The organism is Dechloromonas denitrificans, assembly GCF_001551835.1.
GTDB lineage: Bacteria > Pseudomonadota > Gammaproteobacteria > Burkholderiales > Rhodocyclaceae > Azonexus > Azonexus denitrificans.
The window spans coordinates 123829-145530 of record NZ_LODL01000019.1; the positions used below are offsets into that span (position 1 = coordinate 123829).

General features: G+C 64.5%; 17 protein-coding genes and 1 pseudogene. 12 read left to right on the forward strand and 6 right to left on the reverse strand.

The window, feature by feature from the left end; translation table 11 throughout:
* The first annotated feature begins 60 nt into the window (after positions 1–60).
* The 7 genes from AT959_RS08415 to AT959_RS08445 all read left to right on the forward strand — a co-directional run bounded on the left by AT959_RS08415 (position 61) and on the right by AT959_RS08445 (position 9416).
* On the forward strand, positions 61–1335 hold the full coding sequence (locus AT959_RS08415) for an NAD(P)/FAD-dependent oxidoreductase (protein ID WP_066882550.1): 1275 nt from the start codon (positions 61–63) through the stop codon (positions 1333–1335).
* 7 nt (positions 1336–1342) lie between these two features.
* Positions 1343–4558: an efflux RND transporter permease subunit gene (locus AT959_RS08420; protein ID WP_066882551.1), complete on the forward strand. Its 3216-nt coding sequence runs from the start codon at positions 1343–1345 to the stop codon at positions 4556–4558.
* Positions 4555–4782 (forward strand): YgaP family membrane protein, encoded by a 228-nt coding sequence (locus AT959_RS08425; RefSeq protein ID WP_066882552.1) that lies wholly within the window; start codon positions 4555–4557, stop codon positions 4780–4782. Before AT959_RS08420 ends, AT959_RS08425 begins: the two co-directional genes overlap by 4 nt.
* Positions 4783–4997: 215 nt before the next feature.
* Complete coding sequence (locus AT959_RS08430; protein WP_066882553.1) at positions 4998–6887, forward strand: putative bifunctional diguanylate cyclase/phosphodiesterase; 1890 nt, start codon at positions 4998–5000, stop codon at positions 6885–6887.
* A 71-nt stretch (positions 6888–6958) separates the two neighbouring features.
* Positions 6959–7825, forward strand: coding sequence for an NAD(P)-dependent oxidoreductase (locus AT959_RS08435; RefSeq protein ID WP_066882554.1), 867 nt, complete (start codon positions 6959–6961; stop codon positions 7823–7825).
* Complete coding sequence (locus AT959_RS08440; RefSeq protein ID WP_066882555.1) at positions 7822–8676, forward strand: NAD(P)-dependent oxidoreductase; 855 nt, start codon at positions 7822–7824, stop codon at positions 8674–8676. Before AT959_RS08435 ends, AT959_RS08440 begins: the two co-directional genes overlap by 4 nt.
* Positions 8673–9416 carry a flagellar brake protein gene (locus tag AT959_RS08445; RefSeq protein ID WP_066882556.1) on the forward strand — a complete coding sequence of 248 codons (744 nt, stop codon included), beginning with the start codon at positions 8673–8675 and terminating at the stop codon, positions 9414–9416. Before AT959_RS08440 ends, AT959_RS08445 begins: the two co-directional genes overlap by 4 nt.
* 9 nt (positions 9417–9425) lie before the next feature.
* Here the strand turns inward: AT959_RS08445 and AT959_RS08450 are convergent, their stop codons facing one another.
* Genes AT959_RS08450 through mtnA form a run of 4 tightly spaced genes read right to left on the reverse strand, consistent with a single transcriptional unit; the run spans position 9426 to position 13171 of the window.
* Positions 9426–10478 (reverse strand): RNA methyltransferase, encoded by a 1053-nt coding sequence (locus AT959_RS08450; RefSeq protein WP_066882557.1) that lies wholly within the window; start codon positions 10476–10478, stop codon positions 9426–9428.
* Entirely contained in the window at positions 10478–11464 is a 987-nt protein-coding gene (gene dmeF, locus AT959_RS08455; protein WP_066882558.1) for a CDF family Co(II)/Ni(II) efflux transporter DmeF, read from the reverse strand. The genes AT959_RS08450 and dmeF overlap by 1 nt, the downstream gene beginning before the upstream one ends.
* A complete protein-coding gene (locus AT959_RS08460) occupies positions 11461–12048 on the reverse strand; it encodes a class II aldolase/adducin family protein (protein WP_066883025.1) in 588 nt (195 codons plus the stop codon). Before AT959_RS08460 ends, dmeF begins: the two co-directional genes overlap by 4 nt.
* Before the next feature lie 34 nt (positions 12049–12082).
* The gene (mtnA, locus tag AT959_RS08465; RefSeq protein ID WP_066882559.1) at positions 12083–13171 is read right to left on the reverse strand and encodes an S-methyl-5-thioribose-1-phosphate isomerase; all 1089 of its coding nucleotides are present in this window, start codon (positions 13169–13171) and stop codon (positions 12083–12085) included.
* A 215-nt stretch (positions 13172–13386) separates the two neighbouring features.
* Here mtnA and AT959_RS22105 point away from each other — a divergent pair.
* The 3 genes and pseudogenes from AT959_RS22105 to mscL all read left to right on the forward strand — a co-directional run.
* Positions 13387–15258: pseudogene (locus tag AT959_RS22105) on the forward strand (methyl-accepting chemotaxis protein); the annotation flags it as partial.
* Positions 15259–15436: 178 nt separating this feature from the next.
* Complete coding sequence (locus AT959_RS08475; RefSeq protein WP_066882560.1) at positions 15437–16606, forward strand: pyridoxal phosphate-dependent aminotransferase; 1170 nt, start codon at positions 15437–15439, stop codon at positions 16604–16606.
* 80 nt (positions 16607–16686) lie between these two features.
* The gene (mscL, locus tag AT959_RS08480) at positions 16687–17112 is read left to right on the forward strand and encodes a large conductance mechanosensitive channel protein MscL (RefSeq protein ID WP_066882561.1); all 426 of its coding nucleotides are present in this window, start codon (positions 16687–16689) and stop codon (positions 17110–17112) included.
* A gap of 192 nt (positions 17113–17304) precedes the next feature.
* Here the strand turns inward: mscL and AT959_RS08485 are convergent, their stop codons facing one another.
* The gene (locus tag AT959_RS08485) at positions 17305–18258 is read right to left on the reverse strand and encodes a LysR substrate-binding domain-containing protein (protein WP_066882562.1); all 954 of its coding nucleotides are present in this window, start codon (positions 18256–18258) and stop codon (positions 17305–17307) included.
* Between the two features lie 138 nt (positions 18259–18396).
* Here AT959_RS08485 and AT959_RS08490 point away from each other — a divergent pair, with 138 nt between their 5' ends.
* Both AT959_RS08490 and AT959_RS08495 read left to right on the forward strand, forming a co-directional pair.
* The gene (locus AT959_RS08490; RefSeq protein ID WP_066882563.1) at positions 18397–18606 is read left to right on the forward strand and encodes a hypothetical protein; all 210 of its coding nucleotides are present in this window, start codon (positions 18397–18399) and stop codon (positions 18604–18606) included.
* Between the two features lie 30 nt (positions 18607–18636).
* On the forward strand, positions 18637–18834 hold the full coding sequence (locus AT959_RS08495; RefSeq protein ID WP_066882564.1) for a hypothetical protein: 198 nt from the start codon (positions 18637–18639) through the stop codon (positions 18832–18834).
* Positions 18835–18895: 61 nt separating this feature from the next.
* Here the strand turns inward: AT959_RS08495 and glnE are convergent, their stop codons facing one another.
* Positions 18896–21604, reverse strand: coding sequence for a bifunctional [glutamate--ammonia ligase]-adenylyl-L-tyrosine phosphorylase/[glutamate--ammonia-ligase] adenylyltransferase (gene glnE / locus AT959_RS08500; RefSeq protein ID WP_066882565.1), 2709 nt, complete (start codon positions 21602–21604; stop codon positions 18896–18898).
* Positions 21605–21702 lie beyond the last annotated feature (98 nt).

Sequence of the window (21702 nt, forward strand, 5' to 3'; positions counted from 1 at the left end):
ACACCCGGCGAGCGCAGTCAGGCGTTGCCCCGAACGGGGTCGAAACTTGGAGGAGGTTGTATGGCTCATATCGTGATTGTCGGTGCTGGGCTGGGTGGAATGCCAATGGCTTACGAGATGCGTGAGGCAGCACACCCGGGCGATCGGATTACCGTGATCGCCAATACGGCGAAATTCCATTTCGTTCCTTCGAACCCCTGGGTGGCGGTCAACTGGCGCCAGCGCGAGGAAATCGAGCTGGAGATCGAGCCGCTGCTCAAAAAGCACAATATCGATTTCATCCCGGTCGGGGCCAAGCGCCTGCACCCGGATGAGAATTCGCTGGAACTGGAAGACGGCCGCCGTATCGCCTATGACTTCCTGGTCATGGCGACCGGCCCCAAGCTCGCTTTCGACGAAATCGAAGGGCTGGGGCCGCAGGGGCATACCCAGTCGATCTGCCACGTCGAGCATGCGACCCATGCCGCCGAGGCCTGGGCGAAGTTCGTTGCCGAGCCGGGGCCGATTGTCGTCGGTGCGGTGCAGGGCTCTTCGTGCTTCGGGCCAGCCTACGAGTTCGCGATGATCATGGAGACCGACCTGCGGCGGCGCAAGATTCGCGACCAGGTGCCGATGACCTTCGTCACGGCCGAACCCTACATCGGCCATCTCGGCCTGGGCGGGGTCGGCGATTCCAAGGGCCTGATGGAGTCGATCTTCCGCGACAAGCACGTCAAGTGGATCTGCAATGCCAAGGTCAGCCGCGTCGAGGCCGGCAAGATGTTCGTCACCGAACACGATGAGGATGGCAAGCCGAAGAAGGAGCACGAATTGCCCTTCAAGTATTCGATGATGCTGCCGGCCTTCAAGGGGGTCGATGCGGTGTTCGGCATCGAGGGGCTGACCAATCCGCGCGGCTTCGTGCTGATCGATCCCTACCAGCGCAACCCGAAGTACCCGAACATCTACGCCATCGGCGTCTGTGTCGCGATCCCGCCGGTCGAGGCGACACCGATCCCGACCGGGACGCCGAAGACCGGCTACATGATCGAATCGATGGTGACGGCCACCGCCAGGAATATCCGGGCCGTGCTCGATGGCCGGGAACCGACCGAAAAGGCGACCTGGAATGCGGTCTGTCTGGCCGATTTCGGCGACAACGGGGCGGCCTTCGTCGCCCTGCCGCAAATTCCGCCGCGCAACGTCAACTGGTTCTCGCATGGCAAGTGGGTGCATCTGGCCAAGGTCGGCTTCGAGAAATATTTCATGCACAAGATGAAGAAAGGCACGACCGAGACGGTCTATGAAAAGATCGTCATGGAAGCGCTCGGCATCATGAAACTGAAAGGCAAGTAAGCCGTTTATGAGCAGTAGTAAGGATCTCGGTATTTCCGGACGCATCGCGCGGGCTTTCCAGGCCTCGCGCATGACGCCCTTGCTGGCGCTGGTCGCCTTTCTGCTCGGCCTGTTCGCGACGCTGGTGACGCCGCGCGAGGAAGAGCCGCAGATCGACGTGACGATGGCCGATGTGCTGGTGGCCTTCCCCGGCGCCTCGGCCAAGGATGTCGAAAACCTCGTCGCCCGCCCGGCCGAGCAGGTGCTGTCGCGCATGCACGGGGTCGAGCACGTGTACTCGATGGCGCGCCCCGGTATGGCGGTGATTACCGTGCAGTTCGACGTCGGCGTCAAATACAACGATGCGGTGCTCCGCCTGTACGACACCGTGCATTCGCACCGCGACTGGCTGCCGCCCAATCTCGGTGTCCAGGAGCCGGTCGTCAAGCCGCGCGGCATCGACGATGTGCCGATCGTTTCGCTGACTTTCTGGACGCGTGATCCGGCCCGCTCGGCCTTCGACCTGCAGCAGGTGGCGCGCGCCGTCGAGATCGAACTGAAGCGGATCAAGGGGACGCGCGACGTGTCCACCATCGGCGGGCCGGCGCACGCCATCCGCGTGCTGATGGATGCCGAGCGGATGAATGCTTACGCGGTGACGCCGCAGGACATCGCCGGCGCGCTGAAAGTGTCGAATGCGCTGCAGTCGTCCGGCAGCCTGACCGCCGGCAATCGCGAGGTACTGGTCCAGACCGGCAGCTATCTCGAATCGGCCAGCGACGTCAAGCAACTGGTCGTCGCCGTGCGCGGCGAGGCCGGCAACCGCAAGCCGGTTTTCCTCAGCGACCTGGCGACGGTGCAGGACGGCCCGGACCAGCCCAAGGCCTATGCCTGGTTCGGCAGCAAGGACGGCGAATTCCCGGCGGTGACCATGCAGCTGTCGAAGCAGCCGGGCGTCAATGCGGCCGATGTGGCGAGTGCTGCGGTGGACCGCATCGAAAGCCTGAAAAACACCGTGATCCCGGACGGCATCGAAGTCACGGTGACCCGCAACTACGGCGAGACGGCGACTGAAAAGGCGCAGAAGCTGATCGGCAAGCTGATCTTCGCCACCGCTTTCGTCGTGCTGCTCGTCTTCTTCGCGCTTGGCAAGCGCGAGGCGGTGATCGTCGGCGTCGCCGTGACCCTGACCCTGGCGGCGACGCTGTTCGCCTCCTGGGCCTGGGGCTTCACGCTGAACCGGGTGTCGCTGTTCGCACTGATCTTCTCGATCGGTATCCTGGTCGATGACGCCATCGTCGTCGTCGAGAACATTCATCGCTGGCAGGGCTTGTATCCGGACAAGACGTTGCTTGAAATCATTCCCGGTGCCGTCGATGAAGTCGGCGGCCCGACTATCCTGGCGACACTGACGGTGATCGCCGCGCTGTTGCCGATGGCCTTCGTCAGCGGCCTGATGGGGCCGTACATGAGCCCGATCCCGATCAATTCGTCGATGGGCATGGCCATTTCGTTGGCCGTCGCCTTCATCGTTACGCCGTGGCTGGCTGCGAAGCTGATGAAATCCCATGGCCAGGCCAGTGGCGAGCCGAAGGTGTCGAAGCTCGACACCCGCCTCGACTCAACCTTTCGCAAGCTGCTGACGCCCTTCCTCGACCCGCTCAGGGGCGGCGCCATGCGTTTTCGGCTGGCCATCGCCGTCGTCCTGTTGATCCTCGGTTCGGTGTCGCTGGCTTACTTCCAGTTGGTCGTGCTGAAGATGCTGCCCTTCGACAACAAGAGCGAATTCCAGATCATCGTCGACATGCCGGTCGGCACGCCGCTCGAGGAAACGGCGCGGGTGCTGCATGAAATCGGCAGCGAGCTGGCCGGCGAGGCCGATGTTGTTAACTACCAGGCCTATGCCGGCACGGCCAGCCCGATCAATTTCAACGGCCTGGTCCGCCAGTACTATTTGCGCGCCGCGCCGGAAAAGGGCGACATCCAGGTCAATCTGGCCGACAAGCATCACCGTTCGCGGCAGAGCCACCAGATCGCTGTCTCGCTGCGCCAGCGGATCGAGGCCATCGGCCAGCGCAACGGCGGCGTCGCCAAGGTCGTCGAAGTACCGCCGGGTCCGCCGGTGATTTCGCCGATCGTCGCCGAAATCTATGGTCCGGACATGAAGGGCCAGATGGCAGTCGGCAAGCAGGTGCGGGCCGCCTTCGCGAAAACGGCCGACATCGTGGCGGTCGACGACTATATCGAGGCCGATTCGCGCAAGGCCGTGCTGCACGTGCTGCAAAGCAAGGCGGCGTTGCTCGGCGTGGCGCAGAGCGACATCGTCGAAGTGGTCAGCATGGGCCTGGCCGGCCAGGATGTGACGCCGGCCCGCAATACCGAAGCGAAGTTCGAAATCCCGGTCCGTATCACGCTGCCGGCCGAGAAGCAGTCGTCGCTCGACGCCTTGCTGAAATTACGGGTCCGGGCCCGTGACGGCCAGTTGATCCCGGTGTCGGAAGTGGTCGAAGTGCGCGATCTGGCCCGCGAGAAAGCGATCTACCACAAGGATCTGCTGCCGGTCGTCTATGTCGTCGGCGACATGGGCGGCCAGCTCGATTCGCCGCTCTACGGCATGTTCGACATCCGCCGCCAGATCAACGGCATGGCGCTGCCGGAGGGCGGCAGGCTCGGCGAATGGTTCATCCGCCAGCCGCCAGATCCCTATGCCGGCTACAGCGTCAAATGGGATGGCGAGTGGCAGGTCACCTACGAAACCTTCCGCGACATGGGTATCGCCTACGCGGTCGGCCTGATCCTGATTTACCTGCTGGTCGTCGCCCACTTCGGCAGCTATCTGGTACCGCTGATCATCATGGCGCCGATCCCGCTGACCATCATCGGCGTCATGCCCGGCCATGCGCTGTTCGGTTCGCAATTCACCGCCACCTCGATGATCGGCATGATCGCGCTGGCCGGCATCATCGTCCGCAACTCGATTCTGCTGGTCGATTTCATCAAGCAACAGGTCGCCGCCGGCATGGACTTTCACGATGCGGTGATCCAGTCGGCCGCCGTCCGCGCCAAGCCGATCGCGCTGACCGCGTTGGCCGCCATGCTCGGCGCGCTGTTCATTCTCGACGACCCGATCTTCAACGGGCTGGCCCTCAGCCTGATCTTCGGCATCCTGGTGTCGACCCTGCTGACGTTGGTCGTCATCCCCGTGCTCTATTTCTCAGCTTTCCGGAAGGAACATCAATCATGACCACCGAACGCATCATCCGCATCATGGCCGGCACTTTTGTCCTGATCTCACTGGCACTGGGCATCGAGGAGAGTCCGATATTCATTTCGAAGTGGTTTCTCGCGTTTACCGCTTTTGTCGGTTTCAATTTACTGCAAAGCGGCTTCACCGGGTTTTGCCCGCCGGAAAAACTGTTGGCCAAAATGGGCGTCAAGAAGAGCGATGGCGGTGGGTGTTGCAGCTAGGCAATTGGTGAAAAATTGCTTTTTATCAGTCGCTTGTGATGATTGCTTGTGCCTGTTGCATATGACCAGAGGTTATTCCATGCAACTGTGAATTTTTACACTGAAACATTGTTGTGCCTCAGTTACACTCCCGGCCCACAAATTCGAATTTAGCAGTTTTTGGGGTCGTTTCAATCTTGATGCACAACCCGGCTGTCGCTGGCCGAAAACTCGTTATGGTGGCGCTGGGCGCAATTGCGCTGGTCTGGTCGGTGGTCGCCTATGGCCTGCTGACCGCCGTTCCGCCGGCCGCTCAGTCGGGCCTCGATACCGGGGCAGCGATGCCGGCCATCTCCTGGTTGCCGCTGCTCACCGCCGGCCTGTTTTCCTGCCTCGTCCTGTTCGGCCTGCAGACCTTGCGGCGCAGCCTGCGCCTGGCCGGCGAGCAGATCGAACTGCATCGCAAAATCATTCATCATGCCTCCGAAGCGGTGCTGGTGATCGATGCCGATCAGCGCATCCTGGCGGTCAACCCGGCGTTCGAGCAGGTTTCCGGTTACACCACGGCCGAAATCATCGGCCAGTCTTCCGAACTGCTGTGCTCCGAGCGCAATGGCCCGGATTTCTATCAGAAGCTATGGTCCGGCCTGCGCGATACCGGCCAATGGGAAGGCGAAATCTGGGGGCGCAGCAAGAGCGGCGAGCTGTTTCCCCGCCTGCTCAGGCTGAACGCGGTCTGCGAAGGCGATGTACCGACCCATTACGTCGCCGTCTTCTCCGACATCAGTGCCCAGAAGGCACAGGAAGCGCGCATTGAATATCTGGCCCATCACGACCCACTGACCGGCCTGCCCAACCGCGTTGCGCTCGGCAACTACTTCGAGCGGGCGCTGAGTGCGGCACGCGACAACGGCAGCCAACTGGCCGTGCTGATCATCGACCTCGACAACTTCAAGATGGTCAACGATTCGCTCGGCCATCATGCCGGCGACCGCCTGCTGTGCGAAGTGGCCCGCCGCCTGCTGCAGGTGGCCGGCGAATTCGACCAGGTGATCCGGCTGGGCGGCGACGAGTTCGTGCTGCTGCTGGAAAACGTTCCCAATACCGATGTCGTGCTGACCAATGTCCAGGCGCTGATGAAGGCGGTCAGCGAGACCTGCGAGATCGACGGCCACCCGCTGCATACCAGCCTGTCGATCGGCATCAGCCTGTTCCCGGGCGACGGTGATACGCCGGAAGCGCTGATGCGCAATGCCGATACCGCGATGTATTACGCCAAGGCCAACGGCCGCAACAAATACCAGTTCTTCGCGGCGCCGATGAACGCGGCTGCCAACAAGCGGCTGCATCTGGAAAGCGAGTTGTGGGAGGCGCTGGCCAATAACGAACTGCTGCTGCATTACCAGCCGCAGCTCGATCTGCCGAGCGGCCGCATCGTCGGCGTCGAGGCGCTGGTCCGCTGGCAGCATCCCAAGCTGGGCATGATTCCGCCGGCCGACTTCATCCCGGTCGCCGAAGACAGCGGCCTGATCCTGCCGCTTGGCCACTGGGTGCTGCTCACCGCCTGCCGGCAGGCCAAGGCCTGGCTCGACGCCGGCATCGACATGGGCGAAATTGCCGTCAATATTTCTGCCTACCAGTTTCGCCAGCCTGAGTTCGCCCAGTCGGTGCGCGCCGTGCTGGCCGAGTCCGGTTTGCCGGCCGAGCGCCTGGAACTGGAAATTACCGAAAGCACCATCATGCACAGCGCCGATTCGTCGGTGACGACGCTGGAAGAATTGAAGGCGATGGGCGTCAAGCTGGCGGTGGACGATTTCGGTACCGGTTATTCCTCGCTGTCCTATCTGCGCCGTTTCCCGATCGATCGCCTGAAAATCGACCGCAGCTTCGTCGCCGACATGGAATCCGATGCCGATGCCGCGTCGCTGGTCGCCTCGATCATCGCCCTCGGCGGCTCGCTCGGCCTGCGCCTGGTCGCCGAAGGCGTCGAGAACTCGGCGCAAGTCAGTTCGCTGCGCGAGATGGCATGCGAGCGTGTCCAGGGCTTCCATTTCTGCCGGCCGATGCCGGCCGAAGGGGTGGTCGACATGCTCAATTCACTGCGCCCGGGAATTGCGCCGGACTGATCCGGTCGGCCGGACTTGACCGCCGCTCGGGGCAGCCCGAGAATTTCAAGCTCATCGACTTGGAGTCCAGCATGAAAATCGCTTTTCTCGGCCTCGGCATCATGGGGCGCCCGATGGCGCTCAATCTTCTCAAGGGTGGCCATGATGTCACCGTCTGGGCGCGCCGCGCCGAATCCATGCTGCCCTTGCAGGAAGCCGGCGCCGACACGGCGACCAGCCCGGCCGAAGCCGTGCGCGGCGCTGAACTGGTCATCTCGATGGTGGCGGATGCCCCCGACGTGCTCGACGTGCTGCGCCAGGCCGCGCCGGGAGCATCAGCCGGGCTGGTTGCGGTCGATATGAGCACCATCGCGCCGGCCGCCGCCCGCAATATCCACGACGAACTGGCCTCGGTCGGGATCGACTTCATGGACGCCCCGGTTTCCGGCGGCGAGGTCGGGGCGATTGCCGGCACGCTGTCGATCATGGCCGGCGGCAGCGAGGCAGCCTTTGCCCGCGCCAAGCCGGCCTTCGAGTGCATGGGCAAGAACATCGTCCATGTCGGCGGCAGCGGCGCCGGCCAGGTCACCAAGGCGGCCAACCAGATCGTCACCGGCATGGGCGTGCTGGCGGTGGCCGAAGCCTTTGCTTTTGCCGCCAAAAACGGGGTCGACCGCAGCAAGGTGCGCGAGGCACTGCTCGGCGGCTTCGCCTACTCGAAAATTCTCGAAAACCACGGCCAGCGCATGCTCGACCGTAATTTCAAGCCGGGCTTCAAGAGCTGGATGCACGAGAAGGACCTGAATATCGTGATGCAGACGGCGCACGAACTCGGCCTCTGCCTGCCCGGTTCGGCGGCGACGGCGCAGATGTTCAACGCCATGGTCGGCTCCGGGATGGGCGAGGAAGACTCGATCGCCGTCCTCAAGCTGCTCGAACGGCTGTCGGGACAGGCATGAAAGTCGGCTTCATCGGTCTGGGCGTGATGGGGCGGCCGATGGCGCTGCACCTGCAGCGGGCCGGCCACCAACTGCACGTCTGGGCCCGCCGTCCGGCCAGCCTGGAAGGTCTGGCCGCCACGATCTGTGCAACGCCGGCTGAACTCGGCCGGCAATGTGAGGTGGTGTTCACGGTCATTACTTCGAGCGCCGATGTCGAGGCCGTCGCCTTGGGACCGGATGGCCTGTGCGAGGGCATGGCGGCGGGCAGCGTGCTGGTCGACTGTTCGACCATCGCGCCGGACGTGGCGCGGCGGATCGCCGCCCGCCTGGGCGAGCAGGGGATTCACATGCTCGATGCGCCGGTCTCCGGCGGCGCCCAGGGCGCCATCGAGGCGACGCTGGCGATCATGGCTGGTGGCGAGGCGGCGGTGCTGGAGCGGGTGCGGCCCTTGCTCGATTGCCTGGGCCAGCGCATCGTCCACATCGGCCCGAACGGGGCTGGCCAGGTCGCCAAGGCCTGCAACCAGATGATCATGGTCGCTGCCATCCAGGCCACGGCCGAGGCCATGCGCCTGGCCGCCGCGGCCGGCGTCGACTGCGCCAAGGTCAAGCAGGCCCTGGCTGGCGGCTCGGCCGCCTCCCGCGTGCTCGACGTGATGGGTGAGCGCATGGTAAAACGCGATTTTGCGGCGGGCATCGAAGCCCGCCTGCATCACAAGGATTTCGGCCTGGTGCGCGAAGCGGCGCGCCAAAGCGGGGTGCCGATGCCGTTGACCGCCGCGGTCGACCAACAGTTGAATTCATTGATGGCGCAGGGCTGGGGGCGGGATGATACGGCCTCCTTGCTGCGCGTGCTGGAACTTGCATGAGCCAGATTGCCCAGCTCTCCGAAGCTGAAATCGAAGAACGTTTTCACATTGCCGGCCGGATTCCGATCCAGTTCATGCTGCTTAGTTTTGCCAAGGAGCGCGATTCGTTCGCGCTGCAGTTCAACGCCGGCAAAGAGTCTTTCCTGACCACGCTGCTCGCCGTCGAACCGGCCAGCGGGCGGCTCGTCTTCGACTGCAGCGGCAGCAGCGAAACCAACCGGCGCCTGCTGACCAGCGAGCGCACGGTCTTTGTCGGTCGGCCGGGTGGCATCCAGGTGCAGTTCTCGAGCGGCCCGGCCCGCGAGATCAATTACGAGGGCGGCAAGGCCTTTGCCGTCGATTTGCCGAAGACTCTGGTCCGTTTGCAGCGGCGCGAGTATTTCCGCATCGAGACGCCGCGCGTCAAGCCGCTGCAATGTATCGCCAGCCGGCCGGGCAGTGCGGCGCTCAATCTGTCGGCGCACGACATTTCGGTATCCGGCATCGGCCTCAGCGTCGCCAGCCTGCCCGAGGGCCTGCAACTCGGCGACGAATTGCCCAGTTGCCGTTGCAAGCTGCCGGATGACACCAACGAGCTTTCCTTCGCGGCCAGCGTGCACCACATGACCGAACTGGAAGCGCGCAGCGGCAGCCGCCACTGGCGCATCGGCCTGGCCTTCAAGAACCTGCCGGCCGGCGCCGAAAACCGCATCCAGCGCTATATCGCCCGCATCGAGCGCGAACGGCACGAATTGAGCTGAGGCGCCGGCTCAGCCGGCCCGGGCGATACGCTTGAGCGGCTTTTCCCGCAGTGTTGTCCCGTCTGCTGCCGTAGCGCGGGCCCGCAACTGGCCGCAGCCGCCATCGACATCCTGCCCGGCCGAGTTGCGCAGGCGGGCGAGGATGCCGCTCTGGTGCAGGCGGCCGGCCAGCTGGCTGGCGCGCTCCCAGGACGGGCGCTCGAATCCCAGGCCTTCGTTGCTGTTGTAGGGAATGAAATTCATCATCGCGTACTTGCCCTTGAGCAGCCGGATGATGCCTTCGATTTCCTCGTCGCTGTCGTTGATGCCGGCGAGCAGCGTCCATTGGTACTGGATCGGGTAGCCGGTAGTGCGCGCGTAGTGCTCGCCTAGGTCGACCAGTTCGTCGGGGTCGATGCGCGGCGCTTTCGGCAACAACTTGGTGCGCAGCTCGGCCTTGGTCGTGTGCAGCGACAGCGCCAGCGCCGGCTTGACCGGACCTTGCGGCAGCCGTTCGAAGGCGCGGCGGTCGCCGACCGTCGAGAAGACCAGGTTCTTGTGGCCGATGCCGGCCACCGTGCCGAGCGTTTCGATCGCTTCCATCACGTTGTCGAGATTGTGCGAGGGTTCGCCCATGCCCATGAAGACAACGCGCGTCACCTTGCGCCGACGGCGGGCCAGCACCACCTGGGCGACGATTTCGGCGCTGCCGACCTGGCGCAGCAGGCCTTCCTGGCCGGTCATGCAGAACAGGCAGCCGACCGCGCAGCCGACCTGGGTCGAGACGCAGAGGCCGTCGCGTGGCAGCAGCACGCTTTCGACCGTCTGGCCGTCGGCCAGTTCGACGAGCAGGCGGGCCGAACCGTCTTCGCCTGGGTGTTCCGAGCGCAGGCGGGCCAGGCCGTCGAGCTGGCCGGTCAGCGCCGGCAGTAGCTGGCGCACGGCGCGTGGCAGGAAGTCTTCGGCCTTGCGGTGGCGGGTGTCGAGGCCGACGTTCTGGGTCCAGGCGCGCAGCACGCGCTCTTCATGGCAGGTCTTGGCGCCGGCGGCGCGTAGCTGCTGGCGGATTTCTTCGAGGCGCATCAGGCTTCTGGCGGTATGTCGCTGCAGGTGTCGCAGCGGTGGATCTCGATCGTCGCATGGACGATCTCTTCGTGAATGGCGAGTTGCTGGCGGATGTCGAGCGGCTGCAGGCCCTCGTCGTGGGTCAGCACGCTGAGGGCGCAGGCATAGGCGCCGCCGCCGACGCGCCAGACGTGCAGGTCGGTCAGTTCGGTCTGGCCGGCGGCCGGCAACTGGGCGATGACCTCGCGGATTTCCTCGACCACCGGGTGGTCCATCTCGCGGTCGAGCAGCACGCGGCCGGATTGCAGCAGCAGGTTCTTCGCCCACAGCGCGACCAGTACGGCGCCGACCAGGCCCATCGCCGGATCGAGCCAGGCCCAGCCATAGAACCAGCCGCCGAGCAGGGCGACGATGGCGAGCACCGAGGTCGCGGCATCGGTGATGACGTGGATGTAGGCCGCCTTCAGGTTGAGGTCTTCGTGGGCGTGCGCATGCTCGTGGTCGTGGTCGTGATGGTGGTGGGCATGACCATGGTCGTGCCCGTGGCCTTCATGCGAATGGCCAAGAATCAGGGCGCAGGCCAGGTTGACCGCCAGACCGAGCACCGCCACCGCAATCGCTTCCGGGTAGTGGATGGTTTGCGGCGACCACAGGCGTTCGAGCGAGCCGACGACCATCATGCCGGCGACGCCGAGCAAGGCGATGGCGCTGGTGTAGCTGGCCAGGATCTCGATTTTCCAGGTGCCGAAGGCGAAGCTCGGGTCGGCCGCGTACTTGCGCGCCGCGCCGTAGGCGAAGGCGGCGAGGCCGATGGCCAGCGCGTGCGAGCTCATGTGCCAGCCATCGGCGAGCAGGGCCATCGAGTTGTACCACCAACCGGCAACGATCTCGACCAGCATGGTGGCGACGGTGATCCACATGACCAGGCGGGTGCCGCGCTCGGCGGCCGGATTGCCGGCACTGAATTGATGGTTGTGCAGCCAGCGGGAAAGGTCGTGTTTCATTGTTGGCCGTAGCTGGCGAATTTTTGCAGTACGGCCGCCATCTCATCGGCCGACAACAGTACCGGCTGGCCGAGCTGGCAGGCGCGCCAGTATTGCTCGCACAGTTCTTCGAGTTCGACGGCCAGGGCCAGCGCCTCGTCGAGGTCGCGACCGGCGACGAGCAGGCCGTGGTTGGCGAGCAGGCAGGCCTTGCGTTGTTGCATGGCGCTCATTGCTGCGGTGGACAGTTCCGCGGAGCCAAAAATGGCGTAGTCGGCGCAGCGGATGCTGTCGCCGCCGAAGCGGGCGATCATGTAGTGGAAGGCCGGAATATCGCGGCGCAGGCAGGCTAGGCTGACGGCAAACGGCGAATGGGCGTGCAGCACGGCGCCGACTTCCGGCCGGGCGGCGTACAGATCGCGATGGAAGCGCCATTCCGAGGAGGGCTTGCGCCGGCCCTGGTGCGAACCGTCGAGTGCCATCAGCGGGATGTCGTCGGCGACCAGTTGTTCATAGCGCATGCCGGTCGGCGTGATGTAGAAGCCGTCGCCGCTGCGCACGCTGACATTGCCCGAGGTGCCGCGATTGAGGCCGGCCGGACCCATCGCGCAGGCGGTGGCGATCAGTTGCTGGCGGGGCTCAGACACCGGCTTCTTCCGGGTAGAGGCCGAGCAGGCCGTCGCGGCTGGCCGGGCAGACGCCACGTTCGGTGATCAGCGCGGTAATGAGGCGGGCCGGGGTGACGTCGAAGGCCGGATTGACCACGGCCTCCTTGGCTGGCAACTGGTGCAGCGCCGACGGCACGCCGCGCGAGTCGAGGCCATGGACGAGGCGGAATTCGTCGCCGTCGCGTTCCTCGATCGGGATGTGCTGGCCGCCGGGTAGGTCGAAATCGACGGTCGAGCGCGGTGCGGCGACGTAGAAAGGGACGCCGTTATCGGCACAGGCCAGACCCTTGAGGTAAGTGCCCACTTTGTTGGCGGCATCGCCATTGCTGGCGATGCGGTCGGCGCCGACGATCACGGCATCGACCTTGCCTTGCTGGAGGAGGATGCCGGCCGCGTTGTCGGCAATCAGCGTGTGCGGCACGCCGTGCTGGGCCAGTTCCCAGGCGGTGAGCAGGCCCTGGTTGCGCGGCCGGGTTTCCGAGACCCAGACATGGACCGGCAGGCCGGCGTCGTAGGCGGCATAGACCGGGGCGAGCGCGGTGCCGCCATCGACGGTGGCCAGCCAGCCGGCGTTGCAGTGGGTCATGATGTTCAGCGTCGTACCGTGGCGGCGCGTCACCTGGCGGAGCAGGCCCAGGCCGTGCTGGCCGATGGCGGCGTTCTGCGCGACATCCTCCTCGGCAATCGCCGCAGCTTCGGCCCAGGCCGCAGCGCAACGCTGCTCGGCGGGGAGTTCGCTCAACAAGCGGGACATCCGGGTCAGCGCCCAGTGCAGGTTGACGGCAGTCGGCCGGGTTTTCCACAGCAGGTCGACCGCGGCATTCAGCCGGGCGTCGTCGGCCTGCTCGTTCAAGGCGATGGCCAGTCCGTAGGCGGCGGTGGCGCCGATCAGCGGCGCACCACGGACCTGCATGGCGCGAATGGCGTGCGCCGCTTCGTCGAGCGTGCTGACGCGCGCCCAGTGCAGCACGTGCGGCAGGCGGGCCTGGTCGATGATGTCGATACAGCGCTGCGCCGGGTGGGCGCGCAGGCTGCGGGTGGGAATGCCGTCAATGTTCATGTCTGGTGGGGCGAGGAAGCCATCAATGGAAGGGGCGCGGCGGCGCCATGCCCGACATTTTACCGCCCGGCGCAGCCAAGGAAGCACGAACTCGATGATTGGGGCTGCCGCCTGGTACGGGATTTGCACCGCAGGGCCGGGGTAAGACGCCCGCTAGTCAAAAATCAATAATGTCTGCGGCGCTGGCCGCCGGCAGCCAATCAGGAGGCAGCAGCATGTTTTCATTCTTTCGTTCGCCGGCACAGGCAGCGACGCACCAGTCGCTCCCGGCCGCCGTACGCGGCCGTTTCAATGCCGAGCGTTTGCCGGCCGGTGCCGCCCAACTGGGCCTGCCGGCCGGCGCCGGCGGCCTGTTCATCGGCTTCGTGCCGCCTTACGCCAATTTTCAGGGGGTTGCCGAAGGCCTCCAGCGGGTGCTGGGCAGTGGGCCGACCTTTGCTGCGCTTTCGTCCACCGGCGCCCTGTGCAGCGGCGGCGCCTCGACCTATTGCGGCGCCGGGGCGCATGACCGCGAAGGCAGTTTTCTGTGGCTTTCCGATGAAATCGTCGAGCGCAGCGAAGTGTTCACTATCGATTTAAAGGTCGGGCAGGGGACAACCGTCGGCGAGCGGGTGAGCAGAATTGCGCAGGAATTGAACAGTGTTCAACCGTCCTTCCCGATCAGTGCACAGGACTGCTTCGCGCTGGTCTTCTGTGATGGGTTGTCGGCCTCGGAAGGTTTCCTGATGCGCGCCTGGTACGAGAGCCAGCGCTTTCCCTGTCTGGCGGTCGGCGGCTCGGCCGGCGGCAAGCTTGATTTTTCGGCGACCTACATGCACGACGGCCAACGCGTGCTGAGCGGGCGGGCGATGCTGGTCTTCTGCAAGGTGCGCAAGGGCATTCGCTTTTCACCGTTCAAGACCCAGAATTTCGTGCCGGCCGGCAAGAGCTGGCTGGTCGCCGAGGCCGACCCGGTGGCCCGTACCGTGAGCAGCGTGTTCACGGCGGACGGCCGGACGCAAAGGTTCATGCCGGCGCTGGCGGCGCATTTCCGTTGCACCGAAGGCGAGGTCGAGAAACACCTGGCCGGCCACACCTTCGCCGTTTCGGTCAATGACGAGATGTTCATCCGCTCGGTCGCCGCGCTCGGTGCCGACAAGACCAGCTTCTTCTGCGATATCGAGTTCGGCGACTGCCTGCATCTGCTCAAAGTGACCGACTTCATCGCCACCACGCAGCGCGACTGGCAGCAATTCCTGGTCGGCAAGGGGGCGCCACTGGCGATGCTGCTCAACGACTGCGTGCTGCGCCGGCTGGGCAATCCGGAACTGCTCGGGCGGGCCGATTTCTTCGCCGAAACGCCGGCCGCCGGCTTTTCGACCTTTGGCGAAATTCTCGGCATCCCGATCAACCAGACGCTGTCGGCGCTGGTCTTCTTTCGCGAAAGCGATGGCTACGGCGATCCCTTCATGAGCGCCTTCCCGGTGCACTACGCCGGTTTTGCGACCCATTACGCGCAACGCGCGCTGCAACGCTGGGTCACGCTGAACGGCATGCAGCGCGGCATGGTCGAGCAGGTGCTGGTCTATGAGCGCACCGTGCAGCCGGTGGTCGATACGCTGCCCTCGCTTGCCGCCGGCTTCCGCCAGCAGGCCGAGACGCTGAGCCGGGCGCTGGCGCTGATGGCCGATGTCGGTGCCGCGGCGAAAGATTCGCAGCATTCGCAGGCCAGCCTGGGCAGCGGGCTCGACGATCTGGAACGGCTGTCGAAGGCGATCGGCTCGATTACCGGCGGCATCAGCGCCATTGCCGACCAGACCAACCTGCTCGCCCTCAATGCGGCGATCGAGGCGGCGCGGGCCGGCGAGGCCGGGCGTGGCTTCGCGGTGGTCGCCGACGAAGTGCGCAAGCTGGCGCAGTCGGCCAAGCATCAGGCCGACGCAACGGCGTCGAGCATTCAGGAAGCGGTGCGCACGATCAGCGGCATCCGCCAGATCGCCCATGCCACGCTGGCTTCGATCGACGGCCTGATCGCCAAGAGCGAGCAGGCTGCCGGTCAGATCGAGCAGATGACCAGCGATGCGGCGCGCGAGCATCGCCAGGTGACGAACAGCCTGAGCAATGTCGATGAACTGAGCCGCGGCATGGCAACGCTGAACGAACTGCTCGGCCGGCTGGAGCATTTGCAGGGGATGGCGGCCAAGCTCTGAGCGGGGTTTCGCGGGGGCTTGTCCGGCGGCCGGCGATGCCGCAAGATTTGCCTCTTTTGACAGGTCGACCGCCGCCATGGACAGCTCAATCCGCATCGCTTCCCGTTTTCCCGAGATGGGGACGACCATCTTCACCGTCATGTCGCGGCTGGCCGCCGAGTGCGGTGCGGTGAACCTGTCGCAGGGCTTCCCCGATTTTCAGGCCGAGCCGGTGCTGTTCGAAGCCATGCACCGCCAGATGCTGGCCGGGCGCAACCAGTACGCGCCGATGGCCGGTCTGCCGGAACTGCGCCAGGCCATCGTCGACAAGGTGGCGGCGCTCTACGGTCCGCGTTTCGATGTCGAGTCCGAAGTGACGGTGACGGCCGGCGCGACGCAGGCCATCTTCACGGCGATTGCCGCCTTCGTCCGGCCGGGCGACGAAGTCATCGTCTTCGAGCCGGTCTATGACTCCTATGTGCCGGCCATCGAGACGGTTGGTGGCAAGGCGGTACATGCCCAGTTGCAGTTCCCCGACTACGCACCGGACTGGGCGCGGGTCAAGGCGCTGATTTCGCCGCAGACGCGGATGATCATCGTCAATTCGCCGCACAACCCGACCGGCAGCCTGCTGAGCGCGGCCGATCTCGACCAGCTGGCCGAACTGGTCCGTGGCACCGATATCGTGATTCTGTCCGACGAGGTCTACGAGCACATCCTGTTCGATGGCGAACAGCACGCCAGCCTGTGCGGCCACCCCGAACTGGCGCAGCGCAGCATCGTCGTTTCCAGCTTCGGCAAGACCTACCACATCACCGGCTGGAAGATCGGTTACGTCGTCGGCCCGGCGGCGCTGATGGCCGAGTTCCGCAAGGTGCACCAGTTCAACGTCTTCACGGTGCATGCACCGTCGCAACTGGCGCTGGCCGAATACATGCAGGATGCTTCGCGCCATCTCGGCCTGGCCGCCTTCTATCAGGAAAAGCGTGACTTCTTCCGTCGCCTGCTGGCCGACACGCCGTTCGAACTGCTGCCCTGTCGCGGCACCTATTTCCAGCTGGCCAGCTATGCCGGGCTGTCCGACCTGCCGGATCGCCAGTTCGCCGAATGGATGACGCGCGAAGTCGGCGTCGCGGTGATCCCGGTCTCGGTGTTCTATGCCGATGGGCGCGACGACCGCGTCGTCCGTTTCTGCTTCGCCAAGCAGGAGGCGACCTTGCGCGCCGCCGCCGAGCGCTTGTGTAAAGCTTTTGTGAAGCCGCGATAAAAAATGAATGCCAGCTTGACGCTGGCGTATGCCGGCGCGAATAATTCCCCCACTTAATAACAGTCAACAGAGGAACCATCATGAGCATGCTGCAGGAATTCAAGGAATTTGCCGTCAAGGGCAACGCAATGGATCTGGCGGTCGGCGTCATCATCGGCGGCGCCTTCGGCAAGATCGTCGATTCCATCGTCGGCGACCTGATCATGCCGCTGGTCAGCCGCATCGTCGGCAAGCTCGATTTCTCCAACCTCTTCGTCATCCTCGGCGACAACCCGGGCAACCTGACGGCGCTGGCCGAACTGAAGAAGGCCGGCATCCCGGTCTTCGCCTACGGCTCCTTCCTGACCATCCTGGTCAATTTCGTCATTCTCGCCTTCATCATCTTCATGATCATCAAGCAGATGAACCGCCTGCGCACGCCGGCCCCGGCCGCCGCCCCGGAAGTCCCGCCGACGCCGGAAGACATCACGCTGCTGCGCGAGATCCGCGATTCGCTGAAGAAGTAAGTTTTCTGCCAACCACCCACAAAGCCGCTGTTCAGCGGCTTTTTTTACGCTCGGTACGCTATCGGCAGTGGTTGAGCCAGGCCACAAAAAATCACCAACAAAAGCCAATGCCCGAGGCTCCTTGGGGGCTCTTTGGATTCGTGGCCGAGTTCGCAAGAAGCTTGCTACCCGACTCGATCGATCCTGGCCGGTTCAGTGACCGTAGTTCGGCCCGAGTTCGGCGCGCAGCCATTGCCGAAAAGCAAGAACCACGGGTTGTGCGGCTACCGCTTTCGACATGACCAGGAAATAGGCATAGGCCGAAGGCATGCTGATCGGAAAGGGGGTGACGAGACGGCCGGCGGCCACATCGCTTTCGATCTGCTGCTTCAGGGCCAGCGCGACGCCCTGGCCTTCGAGGACGGCCTCCAGCGCCAGGATGGAGTTGGAAAAGCGCGGGCCACGCTCGCTGTCGATGCCGGTAACGCCCGCCAGCCTCAGCCATTCGCCCCAGTTGGGGCGCTTGTCGATGGCGGGGACCGATTCGTCGTGAATCAATACGTGGCGAGCCAGATCCTGCGGTGCGTGCAGCGGCGGCTCGCCATCGATCAGGCGTGGGCTGCAAACCAGCACGTAGTCGGGGATCAACATCATTTCGACCTGATAGCCGGGGTACAGTCCGCTGCCGTAACGGATTTCGACCTCGCTGGTCTCGCTGCGCGGGTCGATCAACGACTTCGGCGGGTTGGGCTGGCTCGACGGACCATCGATGTTGTCGGGATTGCTGGATATCCTGATCGCCACTTCCGGGTGGGCGGCGGCAAAGCGGGCCAGACGCGGCACCAGCCAGCGCGTCGCAAACGCGGGCGGCGCGACGACGTTCAGCGCCTGGGCCCGTTTGTGCCGGGTTGCCTCGACGCCAGCTGCGAACGAGTCCAGACCGTCGCGGATTTTTGGGTACATCGCCAAGCCGTCTTCCGACAGGCGCAGCACGTTCGGGCGACGCACGAACAACGGCAGACCAAGATAGGTTTCCAGGGCCTTGATCTGCTGGCTGACGGCGGCCGGCGTGACATGCAGTTCCTCTGCTGCCATCTTGAAACTGAGATGGCGGGCCGCGGCCTCGAAGGTGCGAAAGGTGGAAAGCGGAGGAAGACGATAGCCCACGATGAACTCCCGCCGTATTGGCTGCCAGTTAAGTATTTCTAATGTCGGACATAACAAACCATTGTTTGCTGCACTGCAGCATCATCACTATATTGACTCCAGCAGTTCAAATCAATAGGCCATAAAAGGAGTCCAGCAATGTCTCTCAAATCCTTTCTCTCCCGTGTTACCAGGGTTCATAACGGCAAGTCTGCTGAAACCGTTAGCTACGATGCCATCTTCAAGGGCGAGTCGATTGTTCCGGCAGCGAATGCCGGTGATTCGGGCAATTACCTGCCTGGTCTTCGCCACCTGGAAAACGATGTCGATGTCTATTTCAAGGAGGTTTTCGTCGGCCCGGTGTTCTGAACCGAAGTTCTGATTGCCGGGGTTCTCGACATGAATGTTCCCAAGTTGCTGCCCTGGATTGCCCGCAAGGCCGGTATCGACGACGAGCTGGCCCGATCTTTGTGGCAAGCCGCAGCGGGTGAGTCGGAGCGCATGTACGGTGGTCGTGACAGTGCCGCTTTCTGCGCGACTGCCATGAACCGCTTTATCGAATTGATCAAGAACGAAGCGCCGCACCTGGCAGCATAGCGCTGCTCTATGCGGCACCTCATGCTGCCGGTAGAAATCGCCAGCTCGCCGGTCGGCTGGCTCAGCCGGGGAAAACTGCCTCCCACAGGCGGTTGACCGCAGCAATGTGCTGTTCGACGCCTTCCCGCGGGATCGGCGCCTTGGGCGTTGCGCTCAGGCGCTTGGCGTGTTGCAGGCGGCGGTATTCGCGGTAGGCGTTGCCGGCGGCGGCCGCCTGTTGCGGGTCGATCAGCCCGAGTTCGCCGGCCATGCGGAGCAGGGCGATGTTGCCGAGGTTGCCGGTCAGGCTGGGGTGCTGGTGGGCGTAGCCGAGGACTAGGTACTGGACGATGAACTCGACGTCGACGATGCCGCCCTGGTCGTGCTTGAGAGCGAACTCGGTGGCGCTGTTCAGGGCATGCGCGTCGTACATCTTCTGGCGCATGGCGACGACTTCGGCCTTCAGCTTGGCGAGATCGCGCGGCTGGCAGAGGATTTCGCAGCGGATCGCTTCGAAGCGGGCGCCGACCGCCGGATCGCCGGCGCAGAAGCGGGCCCGGGTCAGCGCCTGGTGTTCCCAGACCCAGGCATTCTTCAGTTCGTAGTCGCGGAAGGCGTCGACCGAAACGGCGAGCAGGCCGGCGTCGCCGTTCGGGCGCAGGCGGAGGTCGGTTTCGAACAGCATGCCGGCCGAAGTCTGGCTCGACAGCCAGGTGTTCAGGCGCTGACCGAGGCGGGTGTAGTTTTCCGCGGCATCCTGATCGTCATCGTCGTAGAGGTAAACGAGGTCGAGGTCGGAGGCGTAGCCGAGTTCCTTGCCGCCCATCTTGCCGTAGCCGATGACGGCGAATTTCGGTATTGGGCAATGCCGGTTCTTGATCTTGCTCCAGGCCAGCGGCAGCGTTTCCTGAACGATGATGTCGGCCAGTTCGGTCAGGTGGTCGGAGAGGTGTTCGATGGTCTGCAGGCCGGCGATGTCCTGGGCGAGCAGGCGGAAAACCTGGGCGTGGTGCGTTTCGCGCAGGATGTCCATCTCGCGCTCGGTGTCGCCGGCGTGGTCGGTCAGATTGCGCCGCAGGCTGTCGCGGAAGCCGGCCCAGTCGGTGGCGCTGTCGTAGAGTCGGGGGTCGAGCAGTTCGTCGAGCAGCAGCGGGTGGCGGTTCAGGTATTCGGTCGCCCAGTTCGAGGCGCAGACCATGTCGGCGACGCGGCGCAGCGCCATCGGGTACTGCTGCAGCAGGGCCAGGTAGGAACCGCGGCGGGCGATGCCTTCGAGGAACTGCAGGCCGCGGACCAGCGTCGTGTCCGGGTCGTGGGTGGCGCCAGCCGCTTCGATCAGGCGCGGGCCGACCGCGTCGAGGCGGGCCCGGTTGGTTGCCGGCAATTGCTGGTAGCGGCTGGAGGCGCGCAGGTCGGCGAGACGGGCGATGGCGTCCTTCGGGTGGCGGAAGCCGAGATTGCCGAGGCCTTCGATGGCGGTATCTTCGTCGAGCTGGCTGAGCCAGAGGCCGGTCAGCGGGTGTTCGCCGGCTTCGGGGTCGGAGAAGACTTCGCCGAAGTGGCGGCTGACTTTTTCGCGGTGGCCGTTGAGGACGGCGAGCATCGCCGCCCAGTCCGGGAAATCCATGCTCTGCGCGATTTTTGCCTGTTCTGAGGCGTCGACCGGCAGCATGTGGGTCTGCTTGTCCTCGACGTACTGCAGCCGGTGTTCGAGGCGGCGCAGGAAGACGTAGGCTTCGCGCAGCTCCTGTTCGGTTTCGGCCGGGATCAGCTTGCGTTCGACGAGCAGCTTGAGCACCGACAGCGTCGGCCGGATCTGTAGTGCCGGGTCGCGGCCGCCGCGAATCAGCTGGAAGACCTGGGCGATGAATTCGACTTCGCGGATACCGCCCGGGCCGAGCTTGACGTGGTCGGCCATGTCCTTGCGCGCCACTTCGCGGCGGATCTGGGCGTGCAGGTCGCGCATGGCGTTGATGGCACCAAAATCGAGATACTTGCGGAAGACGAAGGGCCGGGAGATCCGGCGCAGCGCCGTCATCCAGTCGCCGAGCGCGGCGCCGTCGGCATTCGGGCCGGCATTCATGACGCGCGACTTGATCCAGGCGTAGCGTTCCCACTCGCGGCCCTGGGTGATGAAATAGTTTTCCAGCGAATCGAGCGAGCAGACCAGTGGCCCGGAGTCGCCGTTCGGGCGCAGCCGCATGTCGACGCGGAAGACCTGGCCGTCGGCGGTCAGGTCGCCCAAGGCGCCGATCACCCGCTTGCCGAGACGGGTGAAAAAATCGTAGTTCTCGATGCTCTTCTTGCCGTCGGTGTCGCCTTCTTCCGGGTAAACGAAGATGTAGTCGACATCGGAGGAGACGTTCAGCTCGCGGCCGCCCAGTTTGCCCATGCCGATGATCAGCAGGCGCTGCGGCTGGCCGGCCTTGTCGAGCGGCTCGCCATAGGTCGCGGCGAGCTGGCGGTGATAATAGTCGAGCGCGAAATTGGTCGTCACGTCGGCCAGCATGGTCATGCTTTCGACGACCTCGGCGAGCGGTGCCAGACCGCACAGGTCGCGCAGCGCAATATGCGCCATCGCCCGGTGACGCAGGCGGCGCAGTGCCGAGCGGACTGCTTCGTCGTCGGTGAACTCCTGGTGCAACGGTGTCAGCAGCAGGTCTTCGCTGAGCGGCTGCAGCCAGGTCGCGGCCAGTTCCGGGATCAGCGCCGGGCGCGCCTGCAGCAGGTTGGCCAGGTAGCGGCTGTGGCCGAGCGCGGTCTGCCAGCGGGGGTCGAGAGTGTTGTCCATGATTGCTCAATCGGCAGCTTTGCCGAAAAGGATAGAATGCCGGTTTTGGCGAGCATTTGATTGTAGTGACCTATCACCCCTTCTGGCAAAACGGTTTG